The sequence below is a fragment of the Nocardia sp. NPDC041819 genome (assembly GCF_055590505.1).
Genome location: NZ_JBVJAP010000005.1, coordinates 279,064 through 302,208 on the forward strand (window position 1 = coordinate 279,064; position 23,145 = coordinate 302,208).

Annotated in this window: 18 protein-coding genes; 5 read left to right on the top strand and 13 right to left on the bottom strand. The window is 67.5% G+C overall.

The features are described 5' to 3' along the window. Positions 1-147: 147 nt before the first annotated feature. From ACZ6DL_RS18285 to ACZ6DL_RS18320, 8 genes are all read right to left on the bottom strand, one after another. Positions 148-1,503, bottom strand: coding sequence for an MFS transporter (locus tag ACZ6DL_RS18285; RefSeq protein ID WP_466052467.1), 1,356 nt, complete (start codon positions 1,501-1,503; stop codon positions 148-150). Between the two features lie 173 nt (positions 1,504-1,676). Further along, positions 1,677-2,204 (bottom strand): cupin domain-containing protein, encoded by a 528-nt coding sequence (locus ACZ6DL_RS18290; protein WP_466052469.1) that lies wholly within the window; start codon positions 2,202-2,204, stop codon positions 1,677-1,679. A gap of 96 nt (positions 2,205-2,300) precedes the next feature. Next, positions 2,301-3,257, bottom strand: a complete 957-nt coding sequence (locus ACZ6DL_RS18295) for an alpha/beta hydrolase (RefSeq protein WP_466052470.1) — start codon at positions 3,255-3,257, stop codon at positions 2,301-2,303. Between the two features lie 51 nt (positions 3,258-3,308). Further along, positions 3,309-4,817 carry a sugar ABC transporter ATP-binding protein gene (locus tag ACZ6DL_RS18300; RefSeq protein ID WP_466052472.1) on the bottom strand — a complete coding sequence of 503 codons (1,509 nt, stop codon included), beginning with the start codon at positions 4,815-4,817 and terminating at the stop codon, positions 3,309-3,311. Positions 4,818-4,822: 5 nt separating this feature from the next. Beyond that, complete coding sequence (locus ACZ6DL_RS18305) at positions 4,823-5,905, bottom strand: hypothetical protein (protein WP_466052473.1); 1,083 nt, start codon at positions 5,903-5,905, stop codon at positions 4,823-4,825. Beyond that, a complete protein-coding gene (locus tag ACZ6DL_RS18310; RefSeq protein ID WP_466052474.1) occupies positions 5,902-8,070 on the bottom strand; it encodes an ABC transporter permease in 2,169 nt (722 codons plus the stop codon). The genes ACZ6DL_RS18305 and ACZ6DL_RS18310 overlap by 4 nt, the downstream gene beginning before the upstream one ends. A gap of 6 nt (positions 8,071-8,076) precedes the next feature. Next, entirely contained in the window at positions 8,077-9,150 is a 1,074-nt protein-coding gene (locus tag ACZ6DL_RS18315; RefSeq protein WP_466052476.1) for a sugar ABC transporter substrate-binding protein, read from the bottom strand. A gap of 43 nt (positions 9,151-9,193) precedes the next feature. Next, on the bottom strand, positions 9,194-10,213 hold the full coding sequence (locus ACZ6DL_RS18320; RefSeq protein WP_466052478.1) for an ABC transporter permease: 1,020 nt from the start codon (positions 10,211-10,213) through the stop codon (positions 9,194-9,196). 255 nt (positions 10,214-10,468) lie between these two features. Between ACZ6DL_RS18320 and ACZ6DL_RS18325 the strand changes: the two genes are divergently transcribed. Next, entirely contained in the window at positions 10,469-11,512 is a 1,044-nt protein-coding gene (locus tag ACZ6DL_RS18325) for a helix-turn-helix transcriptional regulator (protein WP_466052480.1), read from the top strand. Positions 11,513-11,698: 186 nt separating this feature from the next. Here ACZ6DL_RS18325 and ACZ6DL_RS18330 read toward each other — a convergent pair whose 3' ends face one another. Continuing rightward, complete coding sequence (locus ACZ6DL_RS18330) at positions 11,699-13,300, bottom strand: sigma-54-dependent Fis family transcriptional regulator (protein ID WP_466052482.1); 1,602 nt, start codon at positions 13,298-13,300, stop codon at positions 11,699-11,701. Between the two features lie 196 nt (positions 13,301-13,496). On the opposite strand from ACZ6DL_RS18330, the gene ACZ6DL_RS18335 reads away from it, so the two are divergent. Both ACZ6DL_RS18335 and ACZ6DL_RS18340 read left to right on the top strand, forming a co-directional pair. Beyond that, positions 13,497-14,375, top strand: coding sequence for a helix-turn-helix transcriptional regulator (locus ACZ6DL_RS18335; protein ID WP_466052484.1), 879 nt, complete (start codon positions 13,497-13,499; stop codon positions 14,373-14,375). 306 nt (positions 14,376-14,681) lie between these two features. After that, entirely contained in the window at positions 14,682-15,896 is a 1,215-nt protein-coding gene (locus tag ACZ6DL_RS18340; protein ID WP_466052486.1) for a CoA transferase, read from the top strand. 134 nt (positions 15,897-16,030) lie between these two features. On the opposite strand, the gene ACZ6DL_RS18345 is transcribed toward ACZ6DL_RS18340, so the two are convergent. Then, positions 16,031-17,203 carry a CaiB/BaiF CoA transferase family protein gene (locus ACZ6DL_RS18345; protein WP_466052488.1) on the bottom strand — a complete coding sequence of 391 codons (1,173 nt, stop codon included), beginning with the start codon at positions 17,201-17,203 and terminating at the stop codon, positions 16,031-16,033. 277 nt (positions 17,204-17,480) lie between these two features. Here ACZ6DL_RS18345 and ACZ6DL_RS18350 point away from each other — a divergent pair, with 277 nt between their 5' ends. Both ACZ6DL_RS18350 and ACZ6DL_RS18355 read left to right on the top strand, forming a co-directional pair. Continuing rightward, a complete protein-coding gene (locus tag ACZ6DL_RS18350) occupies positions 17,481-18,962 on the top strand; it encodes an aldehyde dehydrogenase (protein WP_466052490.1) in 1,482 nt (493 codons plus the stop codon). 23 nt (positions 18,963-18,985) lie between these two features. Then, on the top strand, positions 18,986-20,380 hold the full coding sequence (locus ACZ6DL_RS18355; RefSeq protein WP_466052492.1) for an MmgE/PrpD family protein: 1,395 nt from the start codon (positions 18,986-18,988) through the stop codon (positions 20,378-20,380). Between the two features lie 57 nt (positions 20,381-20,437). On the opposite strand, the gene ACZ6DL_RS18360 is transcribed toward ACZ6DL_RS18355, so the two are convergent. The 3 genes from ACZ6DL_RS18360 to ACZ6DL_RS18370 all read right to left on the bottom strand — a co-directional run bounded on the left by ACZ6DL_RS18360 (position 20,438) and on the right by ACZ6DL_RS18370 (position 23,131). After that, positions 20,438-20,656 carry a hypothetical protein gene (locus ACZ6DL_RS18360; RefSeq protein WP_466052493.1) on the bottom strand — a complete coding sequence of 73 codons (219 nt, stop codon included), beginning with the start codon at positions 20,654-20,656 and terminating at the stop codon, positions 20,438-20,440. A 95-nt stretch (positions 20,657-20,751) separates the two neighbouring features. Beyond that, positions 20,752-21,969, bottom strand: coding sequence for an acetyl-CoA C-acetyltransferase (locus ACZ6DL_RS18365; protein ID WP_466052495.1), 1,218 nt, complete (start codon positions 21,967-21,969; stop codon positions 20,752-20,754). 13 nt (positions 21,970-21,982) lie between these two features. After that, complete coding sequence (locus ACZ6DL_RS18370; protein WP_466052496.1) at positions 21,983-23,131, bottom strand: acyl-CoA dehydrogenase family protein; 1,149 nt, start codon at positions 23,129-23,131, stop codon at positions 21,983-21,985. Positions 23,132-23,145: the final 14 nt, after the last annotated feature.

A 23,145-nucleotide genomic window follows, 5' to 3' on the forward strand; every position in this document is an offset into this window, starting at 1 on the left:
AGGCCGCGCGCCGGGTTGTTGCTCGGTGCCGCGCCGGCGGGGCGGGCGCCGAGACGAGGCCGAACGCACTCTCGCACCGTTGATGCGGCAACGCACCCTTCTCGGCCTGACCCGCCTGCCCGCCGACGCCGTGCCGACCTGGAACGATCAACGAGCCGGCTCGGCGATACCACCCGGATCAGGGTCGGGGGCTCGCACTTCGGCGACCTCGTCGTCGACCGTCGAGGCGGGCATCAGGATCACGATGGCGGCGGCGATCACCGCCGGAATCGCGAAGGCGTAGAAGTTCCAGTGGCTGCCCAGCGAGGAGCCGACGACCCAGCCACCGATGGATGGCCCGAGGATGGAACCGACGCGTCCGAGACCCATGCTGGCGCCGACGGCCGATCCCCGGCACGAGGCGGGGTACCTGGCGGCGACGTAGCCGTAGGCGAGCGAGCTGCTGCCGATGGACCCGAGCCCGGCACCCGCTACCGCGACCATCAGCACCGCGGTATCGAGCTTGCGGCTCAGAGCCAGCAGCGATACCGCGCCGATGAGGAAGAACACGACCAGGATCCGCCGGGACCCGTACCGGTCGGCGAGCATGGACCCGCCGATCATGCCGACGATGGCGCCGACCTGCAGGACCAGCAGGAATTGCAGCGAGGAGCCCAGTGGGTAACCCGCCTCGCGCATCAGTACCGGCAACCACGTGTTCAGGCCATAGGTGATTACCTGGGCGCAGACACAGACCAGAACGAACAGTAGCAACGACGGCAGGTAACGGCGGGTGAGGAGCATGCGCAGCCCGCTCTTGCTGTCGGCGCTCGCGGAAGCGTCGACCTGGATCCGCTGCTCGGCACGCACCGCGTCGATGTCGAGGCCGTACGCAAGGGCGAGTTCGGCGGCCTCGGCGTCCTTGCCGCGGGCCACCAGCGAGTTCACCGATTCCGGTAACCAGAAGTACATGACCGGGACCACGATCACACACAGCGTGCCGACCGCGTAGAGCATGCGCCAGCTGTGGTCGGGCAGCAGGGCGATGGCGACCAGCGCGGCGACGATGCCACCGAAGGAGTACCCGGTGAGCATCATGCCGTTGTAGATCTGCCTGCGGTTACGCGGCGCGAATTCCATGGTGAGGGCGACCGCTGACGGGACGACGCCGCCGAGGCCGATGCCGGTGAAGAACCGTGCGGCACCGAGGAATTCGGGCGACGTGGTGACGGCACAGATCGCGCACCCGGCGGAGAACCAGACGACACCCGCCATCATCACCTTGCGGCGTCCGATGCGGTCGGCAAGCGGACCCGCGAGCAGGAACCCGACCATCAGGCCGACCAGTGTCCAGCTGCCGATCAAGCCCGCGGTGCTCGCCGACATCCCCCATCCCGGCTCGTCCAGCAGGCTGGGCACGGTAGCTCCGTAGACGATGAGGTCATAGCCATCAGCCACGATCGTCAGAAAGCAGAGCACGACCACGACGAGCCCACTTCGTTTGCGCGGGGCCGGACCATCCATTTCGTACTCCTTCAACGTTCCACCACGGCGACAATGCCGAGCGACGTAGATCACGATATAGCACAATATATGATCCTGAATACATTTTGCTCCGACAGCCCGGCGCGCAATCACAACAAAGGCCTGGGAACCGTCGACGGTTCCCAGGCCTTGCGTACCAGAATGTTCAGCCTTCAGCGCTTACCGGGCAGCATGACCGCGACCATGGTCACCGGCTTGTCGGTCCGGTTGCTCCAGGCATGCTTGATCCCGCGGTTGACCACAGTGTCGCCCGCACGCAGCAGGGTCTCCCCCGTCTCGTAGATCGCGTAGATCTCGCCGTCGATGATGGTGGCGATGTCGACGGTCTCGGTGGCGTGCAGGCCGACGATCGCGCCGTCCTCTGCCTTGGCGTCCTCACCGTGCAGATTGCCGATCGATTCCGCGTACACAGCCGGATCGATCTCGCTGTCGGGCGGGAAGGTCGCCAGGCGCACCACCACGCCCGCGGCGGGCGGATCCAGCTCCACCTCGGAGCCGAGCGTGTCGCCGTCGGCCATGGCGGCGGGCAACCCGTCGACTCGCCACACGTCGTTCACCGTGAACGCGGGCAGGGCGATGCGTGTAGCGGTGCTCTCGTCGACGGCTATGGTCGATTTGCCGTCGGCGTCGAGGCCCGCGATCACACGTCGGGCGGTTCTGACTAGATGCTCGCCGGTCATGGATGTCATCCTTCGAGTCGGACGGACGAGATGCCCGTCACATCGGTCGATAATATATTTCATATCACATCTTCGAAGGGTGGCACTACCTAGGAATCAGAGATTGGCCGTGAAGAAGGGGGCCAGGGCGGCCAGGGCTTGGTCGACGTACTCGGGGCGGTCGTAGGGACCCACGTGGCCCGCTCCTTCGACCAGCACCAGGTCGGTGTTCTCCGGCAGCCGCTTGTGCAGGGCCTCCGCCTGCCACAACGAACCGGCGGCCGACCCGGCGACCAGGAGCACCGGCTGGGTCAAGAACTCGGCGCTCGCGAAGGCGTCGTAGTCGAAGATCCGGGTGACGCTGGCGGTGAACAGCATCCGGTTGTCGGAATTCGGATGCTGCGCGCGCGGGGTGCGGTAGTACTCGTGCGCTTCGACCATGTCGGCGTGGGTGGTGTCGTCGAGGATCTCGGGCACGTAGGTGATCTCGGCGATCTCCCCGCCCGCGGCTTCGATCGCGCGCTGACCCGCGACGGCGTCGAGCGTGGCGATCTGCGCGTCGAGCGGCAGCGAGCCGTCCCAGCCGCGACGGAAGGTGGCGCCGATGTCGACCGGGCTCACGGTGCCGACGGCCTTGATCCGGCGGTCGGTCTTGGTGGCGTCGATCGCGTAACCGCCGCCGGCGCACACACCGAACGCACCGATCCGGTCGGCATCGACGAAGTCGAGGGTCGACACATAGTCGACCGCGGCGCGGACGTCCTCGACCCGGGCGAAGGGGTCTTCCAGACGGCGCGGAATACCGCCGCTCTCGCCCTGGTGGGAGGCGTCGAAGGCAAGGGTGACAAAGCCCTCGGCGGCCAGCTTCTCCGCATACAGACCCGCGGTCTGCTCCTTCACGCCGCCGCCGGGATGAACACACACGATCGCCGGGTAGTACCGGTCGGCGGAGAAGTTCTCGGGTAGGTACAGATCGCCCGCCATGGTGACTGTGGCGTTCGGGAAGTCGATGTGCTGCACGATGATGTCCTCGGCTCGTCGGGGTTCTTTCCGGATGACATCAGTCTTCGACATCCGGAAAGCCCCTGGCAGGACGACTCTGTTCCTGGGAAGGATCCTTCCCCCTCAGTGCACCGCCGCGAACATCAGTCGTGCGTCGTCGGCCTCGGCCGGATCGAACTCGGCCACGATGCTGCCCTGCTTGGCGACCAGGATCCGGTCCGAGAGCGCCCGGATCTCCGGCAGGTAGGACGAGATCACGATTACCGCGACACCGTCGTCGGCCAGGGCGCGGATCATCGCGTGGATTTCGGTGATCGTGCCGAGGTCCACACCGCGGGTCGGCTCGTCGATGATCGCGACCAGAGGCTGGCGGGTCAGCCCTTTGGCCAGCACCACCTTCTGCTGGTTGCCGCCGCTGAGCTCTTCGAGTCTGGCCCGGTCGGGTCGCAGCGTGCGCACATGGAAACGCTCGACGAAGCGTTGAGCCACGGTCTTGCGCTCCCCCGGCCGCACCAGCAACGGCAGGCGTGGCGCACTGCACAAATGCCCGAAATAGATGTTGTCGGCGATCGAGAAGTGGCCGAAGAAGCCCGAGGCCTTACGGTCCTCGGTGATGTAGACCAGGCCCGCGCGGCGGGCGTGGCGCGGTGTCCGGAAACGCACCTTGCGGCCGTCGAGTCGGACGGCGCCGCCACGCAGACGCCGGCGCTTGGTCACCCCGGCGACGATCATCGCGGTCTCGCTGCGCCCGGCACCGACAAGGCCGTAGATGCCGACGATCTCCCCCGCGTGCGCGGAGAACGACATGTTGCGCACGGCTGGAAGCAGTGTGAGGTCCTCGACCTCGAGCACCGGGGCCGGGTCGGGCTCCCGATTCGGCGGTACCCGTTGATATTCCACGCTGCGCCCCACCATCATTCGCACCACCTCGGCACGATCGAAGGCCGGTTTGTCCAGCGTGCCCTGCACCTCGCCGTCGCGCAGCACGGTGATGCGGTCGGCCTCTTCCAGCGCCTCGTCGAGCATGTGGGTGATGAAAACGACCCCGATGCCCTGCCTTTTGAGCCTGCGCATCGACAGAAACAGTTGCAGCCGTTCCTCCGGTGTCACCGAGGCGGTCGGTTCGTCGAGGATGACGACCTTGGCGTCGCGGTGCACGGCGCGGGCGATCTCCACCATCTGCTTCTGGGCGATACCGAGCGCCCCCGCGGGCACCTCGGGCCGGATGTGGAAGTTGTGTGACTCCAGCAGTTCTCGCGCCACCACGTTGAGCTGGGAGAGATTGTTGAAGGCCTTCTCGTCACCGAGGAACAGGTTCTGCGCCACGGTCATCGACTCGACGAGGGATCCTTCCTGGTACACCATCGCGACCCCGGCCTCGGCCGATTCCTTGGGGGTACTGAAGTTGCGCATGCGGCCGGTGACGAGCAGGGTGCCCGCGTCGTGTTCGATCGCCCCCGAGATCACCTTCACGAGGGTGGATTTTCCCGCGCCGTTCTCGCCGAGCAGGGCGTGGATCTCGCCCGGAGCGACCTCGAAGTCGACATCGCGCAGCGCGTATGTTCCGTTGTAGTGCTTGCTGATCCGGCTGAGCCGGATCACCGGCTCGGCCGCGACGGCGGTGTCGCTCACTGTGCTCACCTTTCGTTGTCTGTCTGCGGCTCGAGCAGGTTGCGGAAGCCGCGCGCGGCCACCACGATTCGGCCGTCACGTGACGCCACGCCGGTGACCCCGTGGCGGTCGCTGTCCGCACGCGAATGCACACTTTCGGCGATGCGTCCCCGCTGATCGATCCGGAAAGCCAGGCCGTACGACCGCGCGGGCGCCCACGGTTTGATCACGCCGTGTACACGCAACTGCCCCAGTTGCAGGGTGTCGGTGTAGGGATCCGGGCACCGCAGGCGGGGGACGAACCACTGGTCCTGAGGAATCGTCGCGGTCATTTCGCGCAGCAATTCGGGTTCGTCGAGCAGCAATTCGGTGAAGCGGTTGCGCGCATAGGGCGCGGCGACCCACCAGCCGTCCGTGGTGGCGGCGATCCGGCCGGGGTACACCGGCAGGTTCGGCCGCACCGCGGTCCCGGGCTTACCCAGGGCGGCCACGCCGCGCCGTTCGATGCGATGGTCGAAACCCAGCGACACCAGAACCTCACCGTCGCAGACGTTTTCGATGCCGCTCGGCCAGCCGAGACCTTCGGCGACCACCTCGGCGCGCGAGCCGTCGACGCGCACGATGCGCCCGCTCCGATTATCGGCGACCAGCGCGGCGGACCAGTCCGGTACCTCACGGGAGCCGATGGTTGCCAGCACGACACCGTCGGGCAGCAGCGCCAGATCGGTGACGCACGCGGCCAGCTCGGCATCGGTGCACAGGTCGGCGGCCACTCCGCTCGCGTCGACCGTGACGAGGCCGACGCCCTCGACGGCGGCGACAAGCCGGTCCTCGGCGACCAACAGACTCCCGACCTGCCCGCCGAGCGTCACCACGTGCGTGACGACGCCGTCGGTCAGCGTGAAAATGCTGTCGCCGCTGGAGAAGACGACCTCACCGTTGTCGCGGATGAGCACGTCGTCGGGTTCGAACTCGGCATCGGGCAACAGGGGCATGCCCTCGTCGAGCCGGCGATTGGGCCGCAGCCCCGCCTCGAACGGCGGCACCGCGCGGTGCCGGGCCCAGTCGGGGTTCAACCATTCCTTCATGGCGCTGATCCTGCGGTTCATCGCTGCACCTCCACCATCGATCGACCGGGCACGATCAGCCCGGGAACGGCGGCCGGGTCGATCGTTCCGACCTCGCTCGGGTCGAGCGTGAGTCGACCGATGCGGTTGTTGCTGACACCGCACAGATAGAGCTGACCGGCCCGTTCCTTCACCGCGGTCACCATCGGGTAGTTCGCCAGCGACGAATCCCACAGCACCTGAAGGACTTCGCCGCGATCGTTGAACTTCATCACGCACGAGACGTTGAGTTGCGGCACCACCCAGCTGTCCAGCGGCATCTCCTTGGTCATCCGCCTGCGCACCGCCGGGTAGCGGTTGAGCAGGTCCGACATCGGCGTGCGCATCGACACGAACGGTAGCCAGTAGTTGCCGTCGGAGGAGCGGTTGAGGTTGTCGGGGTTACCGGGCAGGTTCTCCAGCACCGGTTCCAGCTGCCCCTGCTTGGGTCCGGCGATCCAGAGCCGATCCACCCGGCACAGGCCGGTGCTGGCGATGAGGATCGACTGGCCGTCGTGCGAGGTACAGATGCCGTTGGGGAACACACTGTTCGAGACGACCACCTCGGTGCCGCCGTCGGGATCGATGCGGACCACGCGCCCGTTGGCCCGCGATTCCACCAGCTCCACCAGGTATTCGGCGGCGTTGGTTCGCGTCGAGAAGTCCGACACGTAGATCGAACCGTCCGGTGCGACGTCTAGGTCGTCGACGGCACGCAGGCCGGAATCGTCGAGCAGGGAGAAACGACTGCGCCTGACCTTCGTCGCGATCGGCTCGGATTCACCGTCCGGGGAGATCCGGTAGATGCCCATGCCGCCGACGGCGACGAGCAGCTGCCCGTCCCGATCCCACCCGTGGCCGAGCGGAAAACCTCCTGTGCGAGCGAAGATCTCACCCTCGTCCGGGTTGTCGGCACGGAAGCGCCACACCCAGCCGCGACGGTCGCCGCAGTAGACGTTGCCCTCGGGGTCGACCGCGCAGTCCTCGGCGCCTTCGATCTTGCCGAGGCCGATCGGGGGCGCGTCGGTCGTTCTGTTGTTGATTGTCCACACCGTGCCCGACTCGGTGACATCGATGAGCGGGCCGAGAATGATCCGGCCCGGATCGATCTTGAGCTTGTCGGCGGTACGCTGCCGATACTTGCCCCATTGCAGGTCGAGCACCGCGAACACGAGCAGTGCGGTGGCGAGAATGACCGTGTAGTACGAACCTTCGAGTCGCAGCGCCACGGTGGCCTGCTGGATCACCTGCACGACGATGATGCCGACGGTGGCCCGCAGCACCGATCCCCGGCCGCCCGCGAGGCTGACACCACCGAGCACCACGGCGGTAAGGGCGATGATCTCCCAGCCCTGGCCCACGTCCGGGTCGGTACGCCCGACCCTGGCCGAGGTGAACAGGGCGGCCAACCCGGCCAGCGCACCCGAGAGGACGTAGACGAAGAAGGTGACCCGGTCGACGGGGATGCCGTTGCGCCGCGCCGAACGCCGATCGCTGCCGACTGCCGCGACCCACCAGCCCCACCGCGACCGGGTGAGGCCGACATGCACGGTTATCAGCACGCACCCGAAGAAGAACCAGCCCGTCGGGATCAGCGCGATGCTGCCCTCGCCGAGGAAGTCCCAGACGATATCGGGTTTCGGCATACTCAGCTCGAAACTGAACGCCGACTGCAACGCGGCGGCCGCACCACCGAAAGCGACCAGGGTGACCAATGTGGTGATGAACGGCCGCATCCTGCGGTAGGCGATGAAGTAGCCGTTCACACTGCCGAGCAGCGCACCGAAGACCACGGCGCCCGGTGCGACGATCGCCATCGGCCAGTCCCAGGCGCGGGAGGCGACCATCGCGCCGATCGCTGTCAGGCCGACCATCGAACCGATCGACAGGTCGATGCCACCACAGACCAGCACCACGGTCAGCCCGATGGCCAGCAGCCCCTTCTCCGACACCTCGTCCAGGATGATCGGGGTGTCGGCCGGTCCGACCGGGGTGAAGGAGACGAACAACAGGCTGAGCAACAGGGCGAGGGCGAGTGGTACCGCGCCCTCCATCCAGCGTTTCTCGAACAGGTCCGACAGTGTCCTGGCCGGCGCGAGCCGGTCACGCCACTTCCCGCCGGTCAGGGGGAAGGCGTCGATTCCCCGCGAGCGTGACTGTAGTTTCATCGCCGCTCACTGCCCCTTGTAGCAGGCGATGGTGGTGTTGTCGACGTTCGCGCGGTCCACGATGGTGTGCGGCACGAACGCGACGGTGTGGCTGCTACCCGCTGGTGCGCCGGTCTGGACGAGCTGCTGGGTGGTGACCACCGCGGCGGTGCCGACGCCTTGGACATCGTAGGAGGCCGAGGCGGTCACCTTGCCCGCGCGCAGCGCGTCGCACCACACGGTGTCGGCAGCCATCGTGTAGGTGCCGAGGGCATCGGCGTGGATCACACCGCGCGAGACCGCACTTTGCACGGCGTCACCGACGGCGACGGAGTTGAGGTCGTAGGTGACCAGGAACCCGCAGAAGTTGTTCTTCTGCTGCTGGATGATCGACTCGGCGGCCTGCTGCGCGAGCGAGTTCTGCCACTGGGTGTGTGCGGTGGTCACCACCTCGAAACCGGCGGGGTCGAGCACGTTGTGCACCCCTTTGGACCACAGCAGTGAGGCCGCGTCATTGCCCGGACCGTCGATAATCGCCAATCGATGGGGAGCGCCACGCTTTTCGCAGTCCTGCACCGCCCGCTGGGCGATGTCCTCGGCGGCGGCGAGGTTGTCGACACCGATGTAGGCGTCGCCGAGGCGGCTCGAGATCATGTTGACCACCACTGTGTAGATCCCCGCGCGCTGAGCGTCCTCGATCTGCTTGGACAGGACACCGACGTCGGGGTTGTGCAAGATCAGCACGTCGGCGGCCTTGCGGGCGATCAGGTCGCTGATGATCCTGGTCATCTTGTCGGTGTCGAAGTTGGGGTCGTAGACCTGGAAGTCGGCGCCGAGGTTGCCGAAGGCGCGCTCCATCGACGCGCCCCAGTTCATCGTCAGGTTGTAGCCCTTGTAGAGAATCGGCACGAAGGCGACCTTCTTGCCCTGCATCGACTCGTGCACCTTCTGCGTCGCGTCGAACAGCTGCACGTTCTCACCGAACGTCTGACCCTCACCTCCCGCGGGTCCGGTGGCCGAGGTGCGACCACCGGTGGAACAACCTGCGAGCACGACGGCCGAGACCGAGGCGAGAGCGAGGGCGATCAACTTCTTCTTCATCGTTGAAGACTCCTTGTGAGCGAAAGGTTTCGGGGCGAGGGCATTACAGTTCGCCGCTCTTGGCGGTTTCCTCGTCGCGCGGATGCAGCCACGAGTCCAGCGCGATGGCCGCGATGAGCACACCGCCACGGATCAGGTCCTGCACCGCGGACGTGAGGCCGTGCAGCACGAGCAGGTTGTTGAGCACACCGATGAACAGCGAACCGGCGAGCACCCCGAGGATCGAGCCGCGGCCACCGGCCAGCGAGATGCCACCGATGACAGTCGCGGTGAGTGCGGTGAACAGCAGCGGGTCGAACGAGGTGGCGGTGGTCTGCACGCTGCCCTGGATCGACACCGTCAGGTACCCGGCGAGCAGGGCGAGCAGAGCGGAGATCACGTAGGTGAGCATCTGCAACGGCCGGACGGGGGCACCGGTGGCGCGGGCGGTGGCGAAGTTGTCGCCCATCGCCCGGATCAAACGGCCTGCCGAGGTGTAGGTGACGAAGAGCCAGGCCAGTACGAAGACGGCGGCGGCGATGATGATCGGTCGCGGCACACCGAGGACCGAACCATTGCTGAGCTCCGCGATCCATGACCCGCCGGGCAGGGCGTAGTAGTTGCTGTCGAGCAGCAGCATGTCCACCCCACCGATGACGAGCAGACCGGTGGCCAGGGTGACGAACAGCGACGGCACTTCGACATAGGCCACGAGCACGCCGTTGACGAGCCCGACGATCAGTGCGACCGCCGCGGCGATCGCGATCGCCTGCCACTCTGGCATCCCACTCGAGATCAGGGCGAGCGTCGCCTGCGCGCAGCCGAGCGCGACACCGGCGATGGACAGATCGATGCCTTTGCCCAGAATGACGAGGGCGACGCCGACGGCCAGAATCCCGAAGGCCGCCGACAACCGCAACAGGCTGGCGAAGTTCCCGGCGGTGAGGAATCCCGGCGTCGTCGCGGCACCGGCGACGCACAGCACGGCGGTGATGCCGAGAACGAAATAGGCCTGCTCCGAGCGACCGAGCTGGTCGCGCAGGCTGGGGCGGGGCGTGGTGGCCGCCGCGGTGGACGTCGTCATGATGCTCCCCGCATGGGTTTCTCCTCTGAGACTCAGGTCACTCTGGCGAACTGTGCGAAATATTAAATATGCGGTGTCGTGCTCACTAGAAGATCGACCCTCGATCAGCTGAAGGGTCTACAGTGCTGCAACCAACGGTTGATGCGACATCAGAGTTTCGGACACGATTCGGACGCACCCCGCGCGATCGCACGATATATTGCATATTCCGTTTGGAAGTGGTATGAGGACTGGAGTTGACACGTGGTAATCGACATGAGGACACCCAGCGGCGACGTCGCGGTCGAGGCCGAGCTCATCGCCGTCACCACCGAAGCGTCGGAGGTCCTCGGGCGCCGGATCCAGCCGCCCGGCACCCACTCCCCCGAGGCGGCCAAGCGCCTGCTCGCGCAGCTGTGGGACGAGGCCGTCGCGATACTGTCCGACATCACAGATCACGCGGATATCCAGCGAACGACCGCGCTACTGGCCCGCATTCGCGCCGCCGAGGCCGACCTGGCCGCGGCCGACGCCGCGAGCTCGGCCACCCACCTGCGGATGGCCGCGCAGGCGATCGCGCGATTACACGGCGCGCGCGGTGTCGACGACTTGTTGAGCCGGGCCGCGGAAGCGATGGGCGCGATGGGCTTCGACCGCGCGCTCGTGTCGACCACCGAAGGACAGCGGTGGCACCTGCACACCATGTTCGTCGTCGACGACAAGCCCTGGGCCGACGCGATTCTGGCGACCGGACGCGAGTCCTCACCGACCCTCGACGGCCATCTGGTCGAGAGCGACATCGTGCAGCGGGCCCGGCCGGGGCTCGTCTTCGATGTTCAGCACAATCCTCGCGTCGTCCGGCCGCTGGTGGAGATGACGCACTGCAGTTCCTACGCCGTCGCGCCGCTCACCCTGAACGGCGCGGTCGTCGGACTGGTGCACGGTGACTACTACTTCCAGCGGCGCGAAGCCGACGCGACGGCGCGGGCGATGCTCGCGGTATTCGCCGCGGGTCTGGGCCACGCACTGGCGGGCGCGAACCTGCTCGACGGCGTGACCGCGCTGCGCAGTGGACTGGATCGACTGACGGCCTCCGCGACCGCCGGCGCCTCCCACCCGGAGGGCCCCGCGCTCTCGCCGCGCGAACTCGACGTCGTCGAATTGCTGGCGGCGGGCCGAGCGAACCGCCAGATCGCCCGCGACCTGGCGATCTCCGAGGCCACGGTCAAGACCCACATCACCCATATCCTGCGCAAACTCGGCGCGGCGAACCGTGCGGAAGCTGTCGCGTACTGGCTGCGCGGCAGCGTCGCGCGTTGAGATCCTGTCCCCCGTGATCGGCTACAGCGTCACCGTTTTCGCCCTACGAAAAGCCCCGCTCGCCCCCTACACGCGCGGGGCTTTCGCATCCCGGTCCGGCTGGCCTCGACCGGTGACATCGACAGTAGAGAGAGCACCGGGCGTGGCATGTCCAACTATCTGGACATGCCACGCCCGGTACAGCTTTCACGCGATACGCAATGCCCTTATGCGGTTGTAGAGGGTGGAGCGGCTGACGCCGAGCGCACGCGCGGCCTGCAGCTTGTTGCCACCGGCAGCTTCGAGGGCCGCTATGATGACCTCCCGCTCGGCCTCGCGGATCGGCGAGCCGGGCACCTGACCACCGCGGTGCGAGGCAGGCAGATCGGTGGGGATGATGTCGCCGGCCGATCGGACACTCGCCACCACTTCCACGACCCGGCGCAGCTCAGCCAGGTTGCCCCGCCACGGTTGAGACGCGAGTACTCGCATCGTCTCGGCGGTGAACCGGGTCCCGGTGTGGCCCGTGACCTCGGTCAGCATCTGCTGCGCCAGCCCCGGGATCTCGTGCCTGCGCCTACGCAGGGGAACCAATTCCCTGCGGTCGTTGCACAGCGCACGCAGCGGAGCGTGTACGGCATCGAGGTGTTCGCCAGGCGTGGATGTGAGCACGACTTCGCGGGTGGTTTCCCGCAATCGCTGTGCGAGCAACGCGGTGAGCTGCTCGGAGAGCAGCTGGATGTTCTCGATGATCGCCGGGGGCCCGCCGCCCGCGAGCGTCTCGCCGAGCTGGGCGGCCCACGCGCTGTCACCGATGAGCACGATGTCGGTCGCGTCGAGTGTGCGGGCCGCGGGGCCGACCAAGCCCAGCGCCTCGGTGGTTCGGCCGGTCCCCGCCTCACCGACCACGAGCAGCGGCCACAGCGGCATCCGGTCCGAGGCCACCCTGACACGTCGAACACCGGACTCCTGGGTGATGTCGACGAGCACCCCATCGGCTCCGTCGATCGACCGGCAGGCCAAACGCACCGCACGGCCGGAGGACAGGACGAGTTCCTGGCTGTCCTGACCGCCGACGGGCACGGCTTCGGCGCAGGCGCGCAACGCGGCATGGTCTGCCGGTTCGAGCAGGTCGACCGCGGCGGGGGTGGCGAGGACCAGTCCGTCGCCGATGACGACGACGGCCCGGCCACGGCGGCTCGAGGCCGCCTGGAAGGCGCTCATCAACCTGCTCTGCGCACGGGGGGAATCGCGCTGGAGCCGTTCTTCGATATCGCGGACCATGCGGCGGGCCAGCAGCGCCGACAACCGGTGGTCCGCACTGGTTTTGGCGCCGATCCCCAGCACACCTTCGAGGCGGCGGGTCACCGGATGAAAGATCGGATGCCCGTAGCAGGTGAATCCGCGAAACAGTGCCAGGTAGTGCTCGTCGGCGCGCACGAGCAGGCTGCGCCGGGTTTCCAGCGGGGTGCCGAGCGCGTTGGTGCCGATGCGGTCTTCACCGAGCTCGACACCCGGCACGATGCCGATATCGGACACCGCTCGGCGGATCGATCGGGCGGCGCCGTGGATGTCGACCACCCGGCCGGCCTGATCGGCGAGCACCAGCGCCACCGACGTGCCTTCGAGCTCACTCGCGACCCGGCGCAGGACCGGGCTCGCCGCTCGCGCGAGGAAGCTGTCGGCATTTCTGCTCGCGAGGTCGAACGGCGGCATCGCGTCTTCACGGATGCCGTGGAGCCGCGATCGGGCCCACGCCGACTCGATGTCCGGTCGAGTCGAATCCCGGTAAGCCTGCAATACAGTCATGGATACTCAACACCACCTTGTCCCGGCCGCCTGAACATGCGGTCGACGCCCGGTCGTCTGTGACCGAGCGCACTTGTATTTTATACACAATATCTGCTTGGTTCCTCGGCCTTTGCGGCGATGCCGACGATTCTCCGGTCGACGTGGGAAGAATTTGTCCCAGGTACGGCCACACCGACGGGCATATCGTGGAGAGATGACCGAGAGAGCGCCCCACCTTCGCGAGCTAGGTGGATTCCTGAAAGCACGGCGTGCCGAACTCAGTCCGGAGAACGTGGGCTTGAGCGTGCACAGCGCCGTCGCGCGCCGGGTGGCAGGTTTGCGCCGCGAGGAGGTGGCGGACTTGGCCGCGATCAGCCACGACTACTACACCAGGATCGAACAGGGCCGTCTCGCACCGTCGGAGCCGGTTCTGGACGCCCTGGTACGGGTCCTACGCCTGGACGACGCCCAGCGCGACTACGCCGAGAACCTGGTCCGGCGCTCCGATCGCCGCCCGGCCAAGCGAGGCCAGAAATCCGTGCGCCCCCAGCTGCAGCGTCTGCTCGACCAGCTCACCGAGACACCTGCCCTGGTGTTCGGGCGCTATCTCGACGTCCTCGCCTGGAACCACCTCGCGGCAGTTTTGATCACCGACTTCGGTCGGATGACACCCCGGCAGCGCAACTATGTGCGGATGGTCTTCACCGATCCGGCGATGCGCACGCTGTACGACGACTGGGAAAGCGTCGCGCGCACGTGCGTCGCCATCCTCCGTATGGACGCCGCGGCCAATCCGACCGACCCCCAGCTCACCGCGCTCGTCGGCGAACTGTCCATCGCCGACGAACAGTTCCGCCAGTGGTGGGCGGCACGGAACGTGGCCCGGCAGGAGTTCGGCTCCAAGACGCTCCATCACCCGGATGTCGGCGAGATGACCCTGAATTGGGACACTTTCAGCTCGTCGGGCGATTCGGAACAGCAGCTGGTCCTCTGGTCGGCCGAGCCGGGCACGACCTCCCACGAGAAGCTGCGCATTCTCACCTCGTGGTCGGCACCGGTCCCGGAACGGGACGCGGCGGACCACCCGAACTGACCCCCTCGGACGAACCACGCGCGTGCGACTACCCCGCCTCGGCATCGAGAGTAGTCCAGCACTTCCCCGACGGCTCGATTCAGCACGATGTCGTGGCCACCCGCGGCCCACCCTGCGGCCGGCGCGCCCCCGTCCCGATGCGTAGGATGACCGGCCCCACGCGAGCCGATAGTGGCGCGGGCACTCCGCCCTTGCCGGAGTAACATATATTATATTTGCAATTGCAGGAGGAGCGGTCCGCCGCGGACGAAGGAGTAGTGCGATGCAGATTCCAGGCCTGGTCGACGTTTCCCCGGTGGCGCACGGGTGAGCGGGCAGCCGCTGGCGGGCCTGCGCGTGGTCGAGTTCGCCAGTTTCGTGGCGGGACCGTCGGCGGGTATGACCCTCGCCCAGCTCGGCGCGCAGGTCATCCGGGTCGACCCGCTCGGCGGCGGGCCCGACTACCGCCGGTGGCCGGTCGCTCAGCGCAACGGCGAAAGCCTGTACTGGAATTCGCTCAACCGGGGCAAGCAGTCGATCGCGGTGGACGTGCGCAGCGAGCAGGGCCGGGAACTGGTGCTGGCGCTGGCGACCGCGCCCGGCAAGGACGCGGGGATCATCGTCGACAACGCGGTCGGGCGGCCGTGGTTCTCCTACGAGGCGCTCGCGGACCGCCGCGCCGACGTTATCAAGGTGCACATCGGTGGTCGGGCCGGTGGCGGTCCCGCGGTGGACTACACCGTCAACACCGAGGTCGGCGTCACCGATCTCACCGGGCCCGCCGATTCGCGTACCCCGGTGAACCATGTGCTGCCCGCGTGGGATCTGGTCGCGGGTATGACCGCGACCACCGCGCTGCTCGCGGCCCTGCACCGTCGGGAACGGTCCGGCGAGGGCGCGCATCTGCAGATCGCGCTGGCCGATGTCGCCTTGGCCGGTGTCGCGAATCTGGGGTGGCTCAGCGAGGTTCGGGAACGCGGTGACCGCCCGCGCCACGGCAACTACATGTACGGCTCGTTCGGCGCCGACTTCGTCACCGCCGACGAGGGGCGCGTCATGGTGGTCGCGCTCACGCCGCGTCAGTGGCAGGCGTTGTGCACGGCGACCGGCACGGCGAAGGTGATCGCCTCGCTCGAACAGACCCTGGGTGTGGACTTCGCCGACGAGGCGCACCGGTACATCCATCGCGAGACCATCGCCGCGGTGATGCGTCCCTGGTTCGCCGCCCTGTCCCTCGACGCGGTGGGCGCGTCGCTCACCGAGGCGGGCGTGCTGTGGAGCCGCTACCGCCGGATGAGTGAGGTGGTGGCCGATTTCGAGGCGGGCGTGGGCAGCCGTGTGCTGACCGAACTCGACCAGCCAGGTATCGGACCGGTCATCTCGGCGCACAGCCCGATCCGCGAGGACAGCGAGTACGGACCGGTGCGCCCGGCCGCCGCCCTAGGCGCCGATACCGAACAGGTCTTCGCCGAAGTCCTCGGTCTCAGCGACAGTGAACTCGGGGAGTTGCGTTCCGCGGGCGTCCTTGGGTCCGCCGAATAGCATTGCCGCCCTGACGTTTACGTAAACAGCACTCGGGCCGGTACGTGAAGACGACAGTGTCTTCGCGTACCGGCCCGAGTCGTGTGGGCCGGCGACGCCGACCCGAACCGACCCCCGCGTTCCCGCCGCCCCGGTCAGCCGTCCACCGAGAGCACGCCCGCGGCCACGAGTTCGTCGACCTTCTCGGCCGGGTACACCTCACCGGCGAGAGCGCGGGTGTCCGCACCCACTCGCGGAGCGACGCCGGGGCGCTCGGGCCGCTCGCCGGCGAAGCGCCACGGCGGACGCAGCAGCGCGAGCCCGTCGTCCTGGGGCTCGATCATGCGCAGCCATCCGACCTGTTCGTGCTCGACGTATCCGGTCATCGACAGCACCGGCGCGAAGGGCACGTCCTCGGCGGTGAGCCGCTTCTCCCACTCCGCGAACGAGCGCTGTTCGAATTCGGCCTCGACGATCTCGGCCAGCTCGAAATAGTTCGCCTCACGGGGCCGGTATTCCGCGAAGCGCGGGTCGACGGCGAGGTCGCCGCGGTCCATCGCGCGGCACAGCGCCTGCCAGAACTTCTGCGATGAAGACAAGTGCACGGCGATGTACTCCCCCGAGGCGGTCGGTGCACAGAAGTTCTGCGCCTGCGGATGCCTGCTACGCCGGGTCGGGTCGGCACCGAGTTCGAAGGCCTGGGTGATCCCGTCGGTGACAAGCACGCTGACCGCTTCCATAATGGAGGTCTCCACGTGCTGGGGTTCACCGGTGCGGTACCGGCCGACCAGCGCGGCGAGCACGCCCGCGGCGGTGCTCAGCCCGGTGACCAGGTCGGCGCTCAGGCCTCCGGTGAGCTGGGGATGGCCCTCGTCGCCGAACAGGGAGTACAGGCCACCGAACGCTTGCCCGATGGTGTCGTAGGCCGGCCGGCCGGCCAGCGGGCCGCCCGCGCCGAAGCCGGTCACCGAGCCGTAGACGATGTCGGGGCGTAGTTCGCGGCAGACCTCGGGGCCCAGGCCCATCGCGGCCACCTTGCCGGGGCGCATGTTCTCTAGCACCACGTCGAAGCGCGGGATCAGCGCCTTCACCAGGGCGATGCCCTCGGGCTGCTTGAGGTCGACGGCCAGGCTGCGCTTGCCGGTGTTGTACTGACGGAAGTACGGGCTGGCGTCGTTCTGGTGACGGCGGAAGTCCTCGCCCACGATGGGGCGCTCCACCTTCACGACTTCGGCACCGAGGGCGCACAACATCGAGGTGGCGAACGGGAGCGAGATGTAGCCCCCGATCTCCAGGATCCGAATTCCGTCGAGCGGCCTGTGCTCCATAGCCTGTCTCCCTCTGGTCACGTGCTCATATTATATATTATCTTCCCATCGCGGTGCCATGGGTCACATCCGGCGAAGGTCGATCGGCGCGCGACGGCAGCCGACAGAATAGGCGCAGTGGCGGCGAGTACGGCAGCCCCGGCCTGTGCGCTAAGTTATATCATATACTTTACATGAGCCGGGTCACATGGGCCGCGAAAGGCGCTGCGCGCGAAATTACCGCTGACCAGGAAGTTCCCACCCGGAACAATCGCCGACGAGGACGATAGGTCTACCCATGAGTGTTCAGACGAAGTTGTGGCAGGGGCAGTTCGACAGGCTGTTCATCGGCGGCGGGTGGGTGAAGCCGGCAACGCAGCGCACGTTCGAGGTCGTCTCCCCCGCCACCGAACAACCCCTCGCCCGCGTCGCCGAGGGCAGCGAGGCCGATATCGACGCCGCTGTCGCCGCCGCTCGCGCCGCCTTCGACCGTGGCCCGTGGCGCCGGATGGAGCTCACGGAACGGATCGCGGTGCTCACCCGCGTGAGCGAGATCCTCGCGGACCGGCAGGACGAGGTCGCGCGGCTGATCAGCGCCGAGATGGGGTGTCCGGTCACGCTGTCGACACGGATGCAGTCGATGGGCACCCGCATGTTGCTCGACGCCTTCCTCGAACTCGCCCCGCAATACCAGTGGTCCGATATCCGCCGCTCGGTCACCGGCAACGCACTCGTCACCCGCGAGCCCGTCGGGGTCGTGGCCGCGGTGGTGCCGTGGAACGCGCCGCTGCAGATCGCCATCATCAAACTGGCGCCCGCGCTGCTGGCCGGGTGCGCCGCCGTGCTCAAGCCCTCGCCGGAGACCGCGATGTCGGCGTATCTGCTCGCCGAGATCTTCGAGCAGGCCGGTCTGCCCGACGGCGTGGTGAACATCGTCGTCGCGGGGCGCGAGGTCAGTGAACACCTGGTCCGCCATCCCGGCGTCGACAAGGTCTCGTTCACCGGCTCGACGGCCGCGGGCCGCCGGATCGCCGCCATCTGCGGGCAGGACCTGCGCCGGGTCACCCTCGAACTCGGCGGGAAGTCGGCCGCGGTGCTGCTCGACGACGCCGACCTCGATGCCGTGGTGCCGGTGATCCGGGCGCTGTCGCTGCGCAACACCGGTCAGGTGTGCAGCAACAAGACCCGCATCGTGGTGGCCCGTTCGCTGCGCGACGAGCTCTACGACCGGTTGCGCGAGATGGTGGGATCGATGCCGGTCGGTGACCCGTTCGATCCGGCGACCGAGGTCGGTCCGCTGGTGACCAGCGCGCAGCGGGAACGAGTGGAGGGCTACATCGCGCAGGCCCGGTCCGAGGGCACCCAGGTGCTCGTCGGCGGTGGCAGGCCCGAGGGCCTGGACCGCGGCTGGTACATCGAGCCGACGATCTTCGCCGACGTCGACCCCGACGCGCGGATCGCGCAGGAGGAGGTGTTCGGTCCGGTACTGACCGTGCACACCTTCGACACCGAAACCGAGGCGATCGATATCGCCAACAACTCCGACTACGGCCTCAACGGTTCGGTCTTCGCCGCCGATCCCGCGCACGCACTAGCCGTGGCTCGCCACATCCGCACCGGCACCGTCGAACTCAACGGCACCCCCGCCGGCTTCTTCGCTCCGCTCGGCGGCTTCAAGAACAGTGGCATCGGCCGCGAAGCCGGGCTCGAGGGTTTCGACGCCTACATCGAATGCAAGTCCTACGGCCTGCCGCAGCCCCTGCTCGACACGTTGGCCTGACCCCCACTTCCGAAAGGTTCTCCATGCCTCCTCTTCCCCCCTTGGAATCCGCCGTCGCACGGCTGGTCACCGACCTCGAGTACGACTCGATCCCGGCCGAGGCGCTGGCCGGCGCCCGTCGGTTGATGCAAGACCAGCTGGCCGTGCAGATCGGCTGCGCGTCGCTGCCGTGGAGCCGGGCGGTGCTCGAGCTGACCCGGGCCGCGCACGCCCCCGGTTCCGCCCACGTCACCGCGTCAGGTGACGAAATGAGTGCGGCCGACGCCGCTTTCGTCAACGCGACCTACGGGCACGGTTTCGAGTACGACGACGCCCACCGCTCCAGCTCCAGCCACCCCGGCAGCGCGGTGGTCTCGGCGGCCATCGCCGTCGGCGAGGAGCTCGGTGCCTCGATGGCGCAGGTTATCACTGGCATCGTCGCGGGGTACGAGGTCTACACCAGGATCGGCGTCCTGGCCGCGCCGCAGTTGCTCGAGCGCGGCTTCCATCCGCATGGTGTGTTGTCGGCGTTCGGCGCCGCAGCCGTGGTCGCGAAGATGCGCGGGTTCGACGCCGAGCGCACCGTGCACGCGCTGTCGATCGCGATGAGCCACAGCTCGGGCACCACCGAGTACACATCCACGGGCGGCTCGGTGAAACGGCTGCATTCGGGAATCGGTACCCGCAACGGTATTCGCGCCGCGGAGATGGCGGCGGCCGGCATCACCGGCCCGACCACGTTCCTCAGCGGCGGCAAGGGCTTCTACCGCACCTTCGTCGGCCGCCCCGTCGCCGAGGGCACCGCCGAATTATTCTCCCCGACAGCCTCTTTCGAGATCACCCGCGTGTGGATCAAGCCGTACTGCTGCTGCGGTATCAACCACGCCTATATCGACGGCGCCCAGCAGCTGACCGCGCGGGCATCCGAGGTCGAGTCCATTCGGCTCGGTATCCAGTCCGGCGGTGACGTGATCATCGGCAATCAGAACGCCAACGCCTACGCACCGCAGATCATCGAGCACCTGCAATACAGTCTGCCGTTCCAGTTCGCGTTGGCGATCCTGGGCCGTGGCAACGGTTTCCGTGCCCACCACGACTACATGGCCGGGAGACTGGACCTCGGCGAGGGCAGCGAGGTCGCCGAGATGGCGCGGCGGGTGAAGATCGAGGTCGACACCGAGCTCGACGCCGGATACCCGGGGCGCTGGATCGCCGACATCACAGTCACCTACCGCGACGGCTCCACCGAGCACGTCTTCGTCGACAACCCTCGGGGCACCGCGGAGAACCCGATGACGCAGGCGGACCTGAACGCCAAGTTCCGTGACCTCACCGTCGCTGATCTGGGTGCCGAACGTAGCGAGGCCCTGCTGACGGCGATCAACGCGGGGGATCCGGCCACCCCGGTCACGGAGTTCGCCGCGCTTCTGCGCGCCTGAGTGGATCGAAAGCCTGGTCGGGCCTGGTATTCAAGGCACGGCCAGGCTTTTCGGTATTCAGGGCTGCAGGTACAGGCGTTCATTCGGTAGCCGGGGAAGGTCCGCGTAATGGACGGCCCCGACCGTGACGTCACAGGGATGACGCCCTGCCACATCCTGGACGAAGACCAGCGCGGCGGTCAGGCAGGCCACGAATTCCATCCGGATGGTGGCGAATTGGACCATCAACCGGACATCCGGTTCTTGTGGGCGTGGTGATCGCTTGTCAGGTTTCATCGGTTAACGACCTGCTTCGTTCTTGTCGTCCCGAATGACTGTGCCCCGGCGGGCCTGTTCGGTTCGCCGGGGCACAATCGGTACCTGAACGGTGATCAGGCGGTCTCGAAGGTGGCGGCCATACCTTGACCGCCACCGATGCACATCGTGGCAAGACCTCGGCCGCCGCCACGGCGGCGCAGTTCGTGCAACAAGGTGGTGACCATGCGCACGCCCGTGGCGCCGATGGGGTGGCCGAGCGAGATGCCGGACCCGTTGACATTGAGCCGGTCGTGATCGCGCCAGCCCCAGCCTTCCAGGACCGCCAGGACCTGGACCGCGAACGCCTCGTTGACCTCGACGAGATCCATCGAATCGAGCAGCGAGACGGTATCGGTGCCCTGGCGCGCGGCGAGTTTCGCGACTGCGGGAACCGGGCCGATTCCCATCCGGGAGGGTTCGCAGCCCGCGGCCGCCCAGCCGGTCAGGTAGCCGATCGGTTCGAGGCCGAGCGCGTCGAGTCGGTCCTCGGCGACGATGAGGAGCCCCGCGGCGGCGTCGTTCTGCTGGCTCGAGTTGCCCGCGGTGACGGTGCCGTCGGGCATGATCGTGCGCAGCTTCGACAGGGTCTGAGGCGTGGATTCCGGGCGGATCCCCTCGTCGGCGGCGAAGACCACCGGATCGCCCTTGCGCTGCGGTACGGTCACCGCAACCACCTCGTCGCCGAAGCGCCCTTCCGCCCAGGCGGCGGCCGCCTTCTGGTGGCTGCGCGCGGCGAAGGAGTCGGCCTCCTCCCGCATCAGACCGTAGTCCCGCGCAAGGTTTTCGGCGGTCTCGATCATCCCGGAGATCTTGCCGAACCTGGCCACGGGCTGGGAGCGTTCGCGGCCGCGATCGAGCCGGTCGAACAGCTGCACAGTGCCCGCGCGGGCACCCCAGCGAGTACTGGTCGAGTAGTACTCGATGCGGCTCATCGACTCGACCCCGCCGGCCAGCACCACATCGGCGGCACCGGTCTGCACCATCATCGCCGAGGTGGCCAGAGCCTGCAGACCACCGCCGCAGCGCCGGTCGAGCTGCATGCCGGGCACGGAGATCGGCAGTCCGGCGTGCAGGGCCAGCCAGCGACCGACGCACGGCACCTCGGAGTTGGCATAGGACTGGGCGAACACGACATCATCGATGCGCTCGGGATCGATCCCGGAGCGCTCGATCACCGCGTTCACCACGGTGGCGCCCAGGTCCTCGACGGGCACGTCACGCAGGGAACCGCCGAAGGTGCCGACGGGGGTGCGGGTGGGTGCGACGATCGCCGCCCGGCGCAGTGTTGACATTCGCTGACTCCGATCAGATCGCGTTGCGCGCGATGAGCTGTGCGGCAATGACATTGCGCTGGATCTCGTTGGTGCCCTCACCGACGATCATCAGCGGCGCGTCACGGAAGTAGCGCTCCACGTCGTATTCCTTGGAGTAGCCATAGCCACCGTGCACGCGGATCGCGTCGAGCGCGATCTGCATCGCGGTCTCGGAGGCGAACAGCTTGGCCATGCCCGCCTCCATGTCGGCGCGCTCCCCCGCGTCCAGCTTCTGGGCGGCGTCGAGGGTCAGCAGGCGGGCGGCGCGCTGCTTGGTCGCCATGTCGGCCAGCAGGTTACCGACGGACTGGTGCTTCCAGATCGGCTTGCCGAAGGACTCGCGTTCCTGCGCGTAGCGCACGGCGGCGTCGAGTGCGGCCTGGCCGACACCGAGCGCACGCGAGGCGACCTGGATGCGCCCGACCTCGAGGCCGCGCATCATGTGGCTCCAGCCCAGGTTCGGCACGCCGCCCAGGATGGCGTCGTCGCCGACTTTGCGGCCGTCGAATACCAGCTCGCAGGCTTCGACACCGCGGTAGCCGAGCTTGGGCAGCTTCTTGGAGATGATCATCCCGTCACCGGGTTCGACCAGGATCACGCTCATGCCCTTGTGGGTGGGCTCGGCGTCCCGGTCGGTGATACACAGCAGACCGATCAGACCCGAGTGCGCGGCGTTGGAGATCCAGGTCTTGGAACCACTGATGGACCACTGGTCGCCCTCGCGCACGGCGACGGTGCGCATGGCCTGCAGGTCGCTGCCGCCGGCGGGCTCGGTGAGTGCCATCGTGGCCCGGATCGCGCCCTCGGCCATCTTCGGCAGGTACTTCGACTTCTGCTCGGGCGTGCCGAAGGTCTTGATCAGGTAGGTGATCACCGAGTGGCCGCCGATGGCGCCCGCCAAGCTCATCCAGCCGCGCGCGAGTTGTTCGGTGACCCCGGCGAAACAGGCGGTACTCACGTCGACACCACCGAATTCGGCGGGCGCGAGCAGACCGAAGAAGCCGAGCTTCTTCATCTCCTCGATGAACTCCTCGGGGTAGATATCGTCTTCCTCGAACTCGCGCACGCGGTTCTTGACCCGCTGATCGACGAAGTCGGCGACCAGATCGACCATCTGCCGCTCATCCGCTGTGAGGCTCATGCCTACCCTTCCCT

Excerpts from the sequence above, each read along its gene's own strand:
- ACZ6DL_RS18285 (WP_466052467.1), bottom strand. The coding sequence starts at position 1,503 with ATGGATGGTCCGGCCCCGCGCAAACGAAGTGGGCTCGTCGTGGTCGTG.
- ACZ6DL_RS18290 (WP_466052469.1), bottom strand. The coding sequence starts at position 2,204 with ATGACCGGCGAGCATCTAGTCAGAACCGCCCGACGTGTGATCGCGGGC.
- ACZ6DL_RS18295 (WP_466052470.1), bottom strand. The coding sequence starts at position 3,257 with ATGTCGAAGACTGATGTCATCCGGAAAGAACCCCGACGAGCCGAGGAC.
- ACZ6DL_RS18305 (WP_466052473.1), bottom strand. The coding sequence starts at position 5,905 with ATGAACCGCAGGATCAGCGCCATGAAGGAATGGTTGAACCCCGACTGG.
- ACZ6DL_RS18310 (WP_466052474.1), bottom strand. The coding sequence starts at position 8,070 with ATGAAACTACAGTCACGCTCGCGGGGAATCGACGCCTTCCCCCTGACC.
- ACZ6DL_RS18315 (WP_466052476.1), bottom strand. The coding sequence starts at position 9,150 with ATGAAGAAGAAGTTGATCGCCCTCGCTCTCGCCTCGGTCTCGGCCGTC.
- ACZ6DL_RS18320 (WP_466052478.1), bottom strand. The coding sequence starts at position 10,213 with ATGACGACGTCCACCGCGGCGGCCACCACGCCCCGCCCCAGCCTGCGC.
- ACZ6DL_RS18325 (WP_466052480.1), top strand. The coding sequence starts at position 10,469 with ATGAGGACACCCAGCGGCGACGTCGCGGTCGAGGCCGAGCTCATCGCC.
- ACZ6DL_RS18330 (WP_466052482.1), bottom strand. The coding sequence starts at position 13,300 with ATGACTGTATTGCAGGCTTACCGGGATTCGACTCGACCGGACATCGAG.
- ACZ6DL_RS18335 (WP_466052484.1), top strand. The coding sequence starts at position 13,497 with ATGACCGAGAGAGCGCCCCACCTTCGCGAGCTAGGTGGATTCCTGAAA.
- ACZ6DL_RS18345 (WP_466052488.1), bottom strand. The coding sequence starts at position 17,203 with ATGGAGCACAGGCCGCTCGACGGAATTCGGATCCTGGAGATCGGGGGC.
- ACZ6DL_RS18350 (WP_466052490.1), top strand. The coding sequence starts at position 17,481 with ATGAGTGTTCAGACGAAGTTGTGGCAGGGGCAGTTCGACAGGCTGTTC.
- ACZ6DL_RS18355 (WP_466052492.1), top strand. The coding sequence starts at position 18,986 with ATGCCTCCTCTTCCCCCCTTGGAATCCGCCGTCGCACGGCTGGTCACC.
- ACZ6DL_RS18360 (WP_466052493.1), bottom strand. The coding sequence starts at position 20,656 with ATGAAACCTGACAAGCGATCACCACGCCCACAAGAACCGGATGTCCGG.
- ACZ6DL_RS18365 (WP_466052495.1), bottom strand. The coding sequence starts at position 21,969 with ATGTCAACACTGCGCCGGGCGGCGATCGTCGCACCCACCCGCACCCCC.
- ACZ6DL_RS18370 (WP_466052496.1), bottom strand. The coding sequence starts at position 23,131 with ATGAGCCTCACAGCGGATGAGCGGCAGATGGTCGATCTGGTCGCCGAC.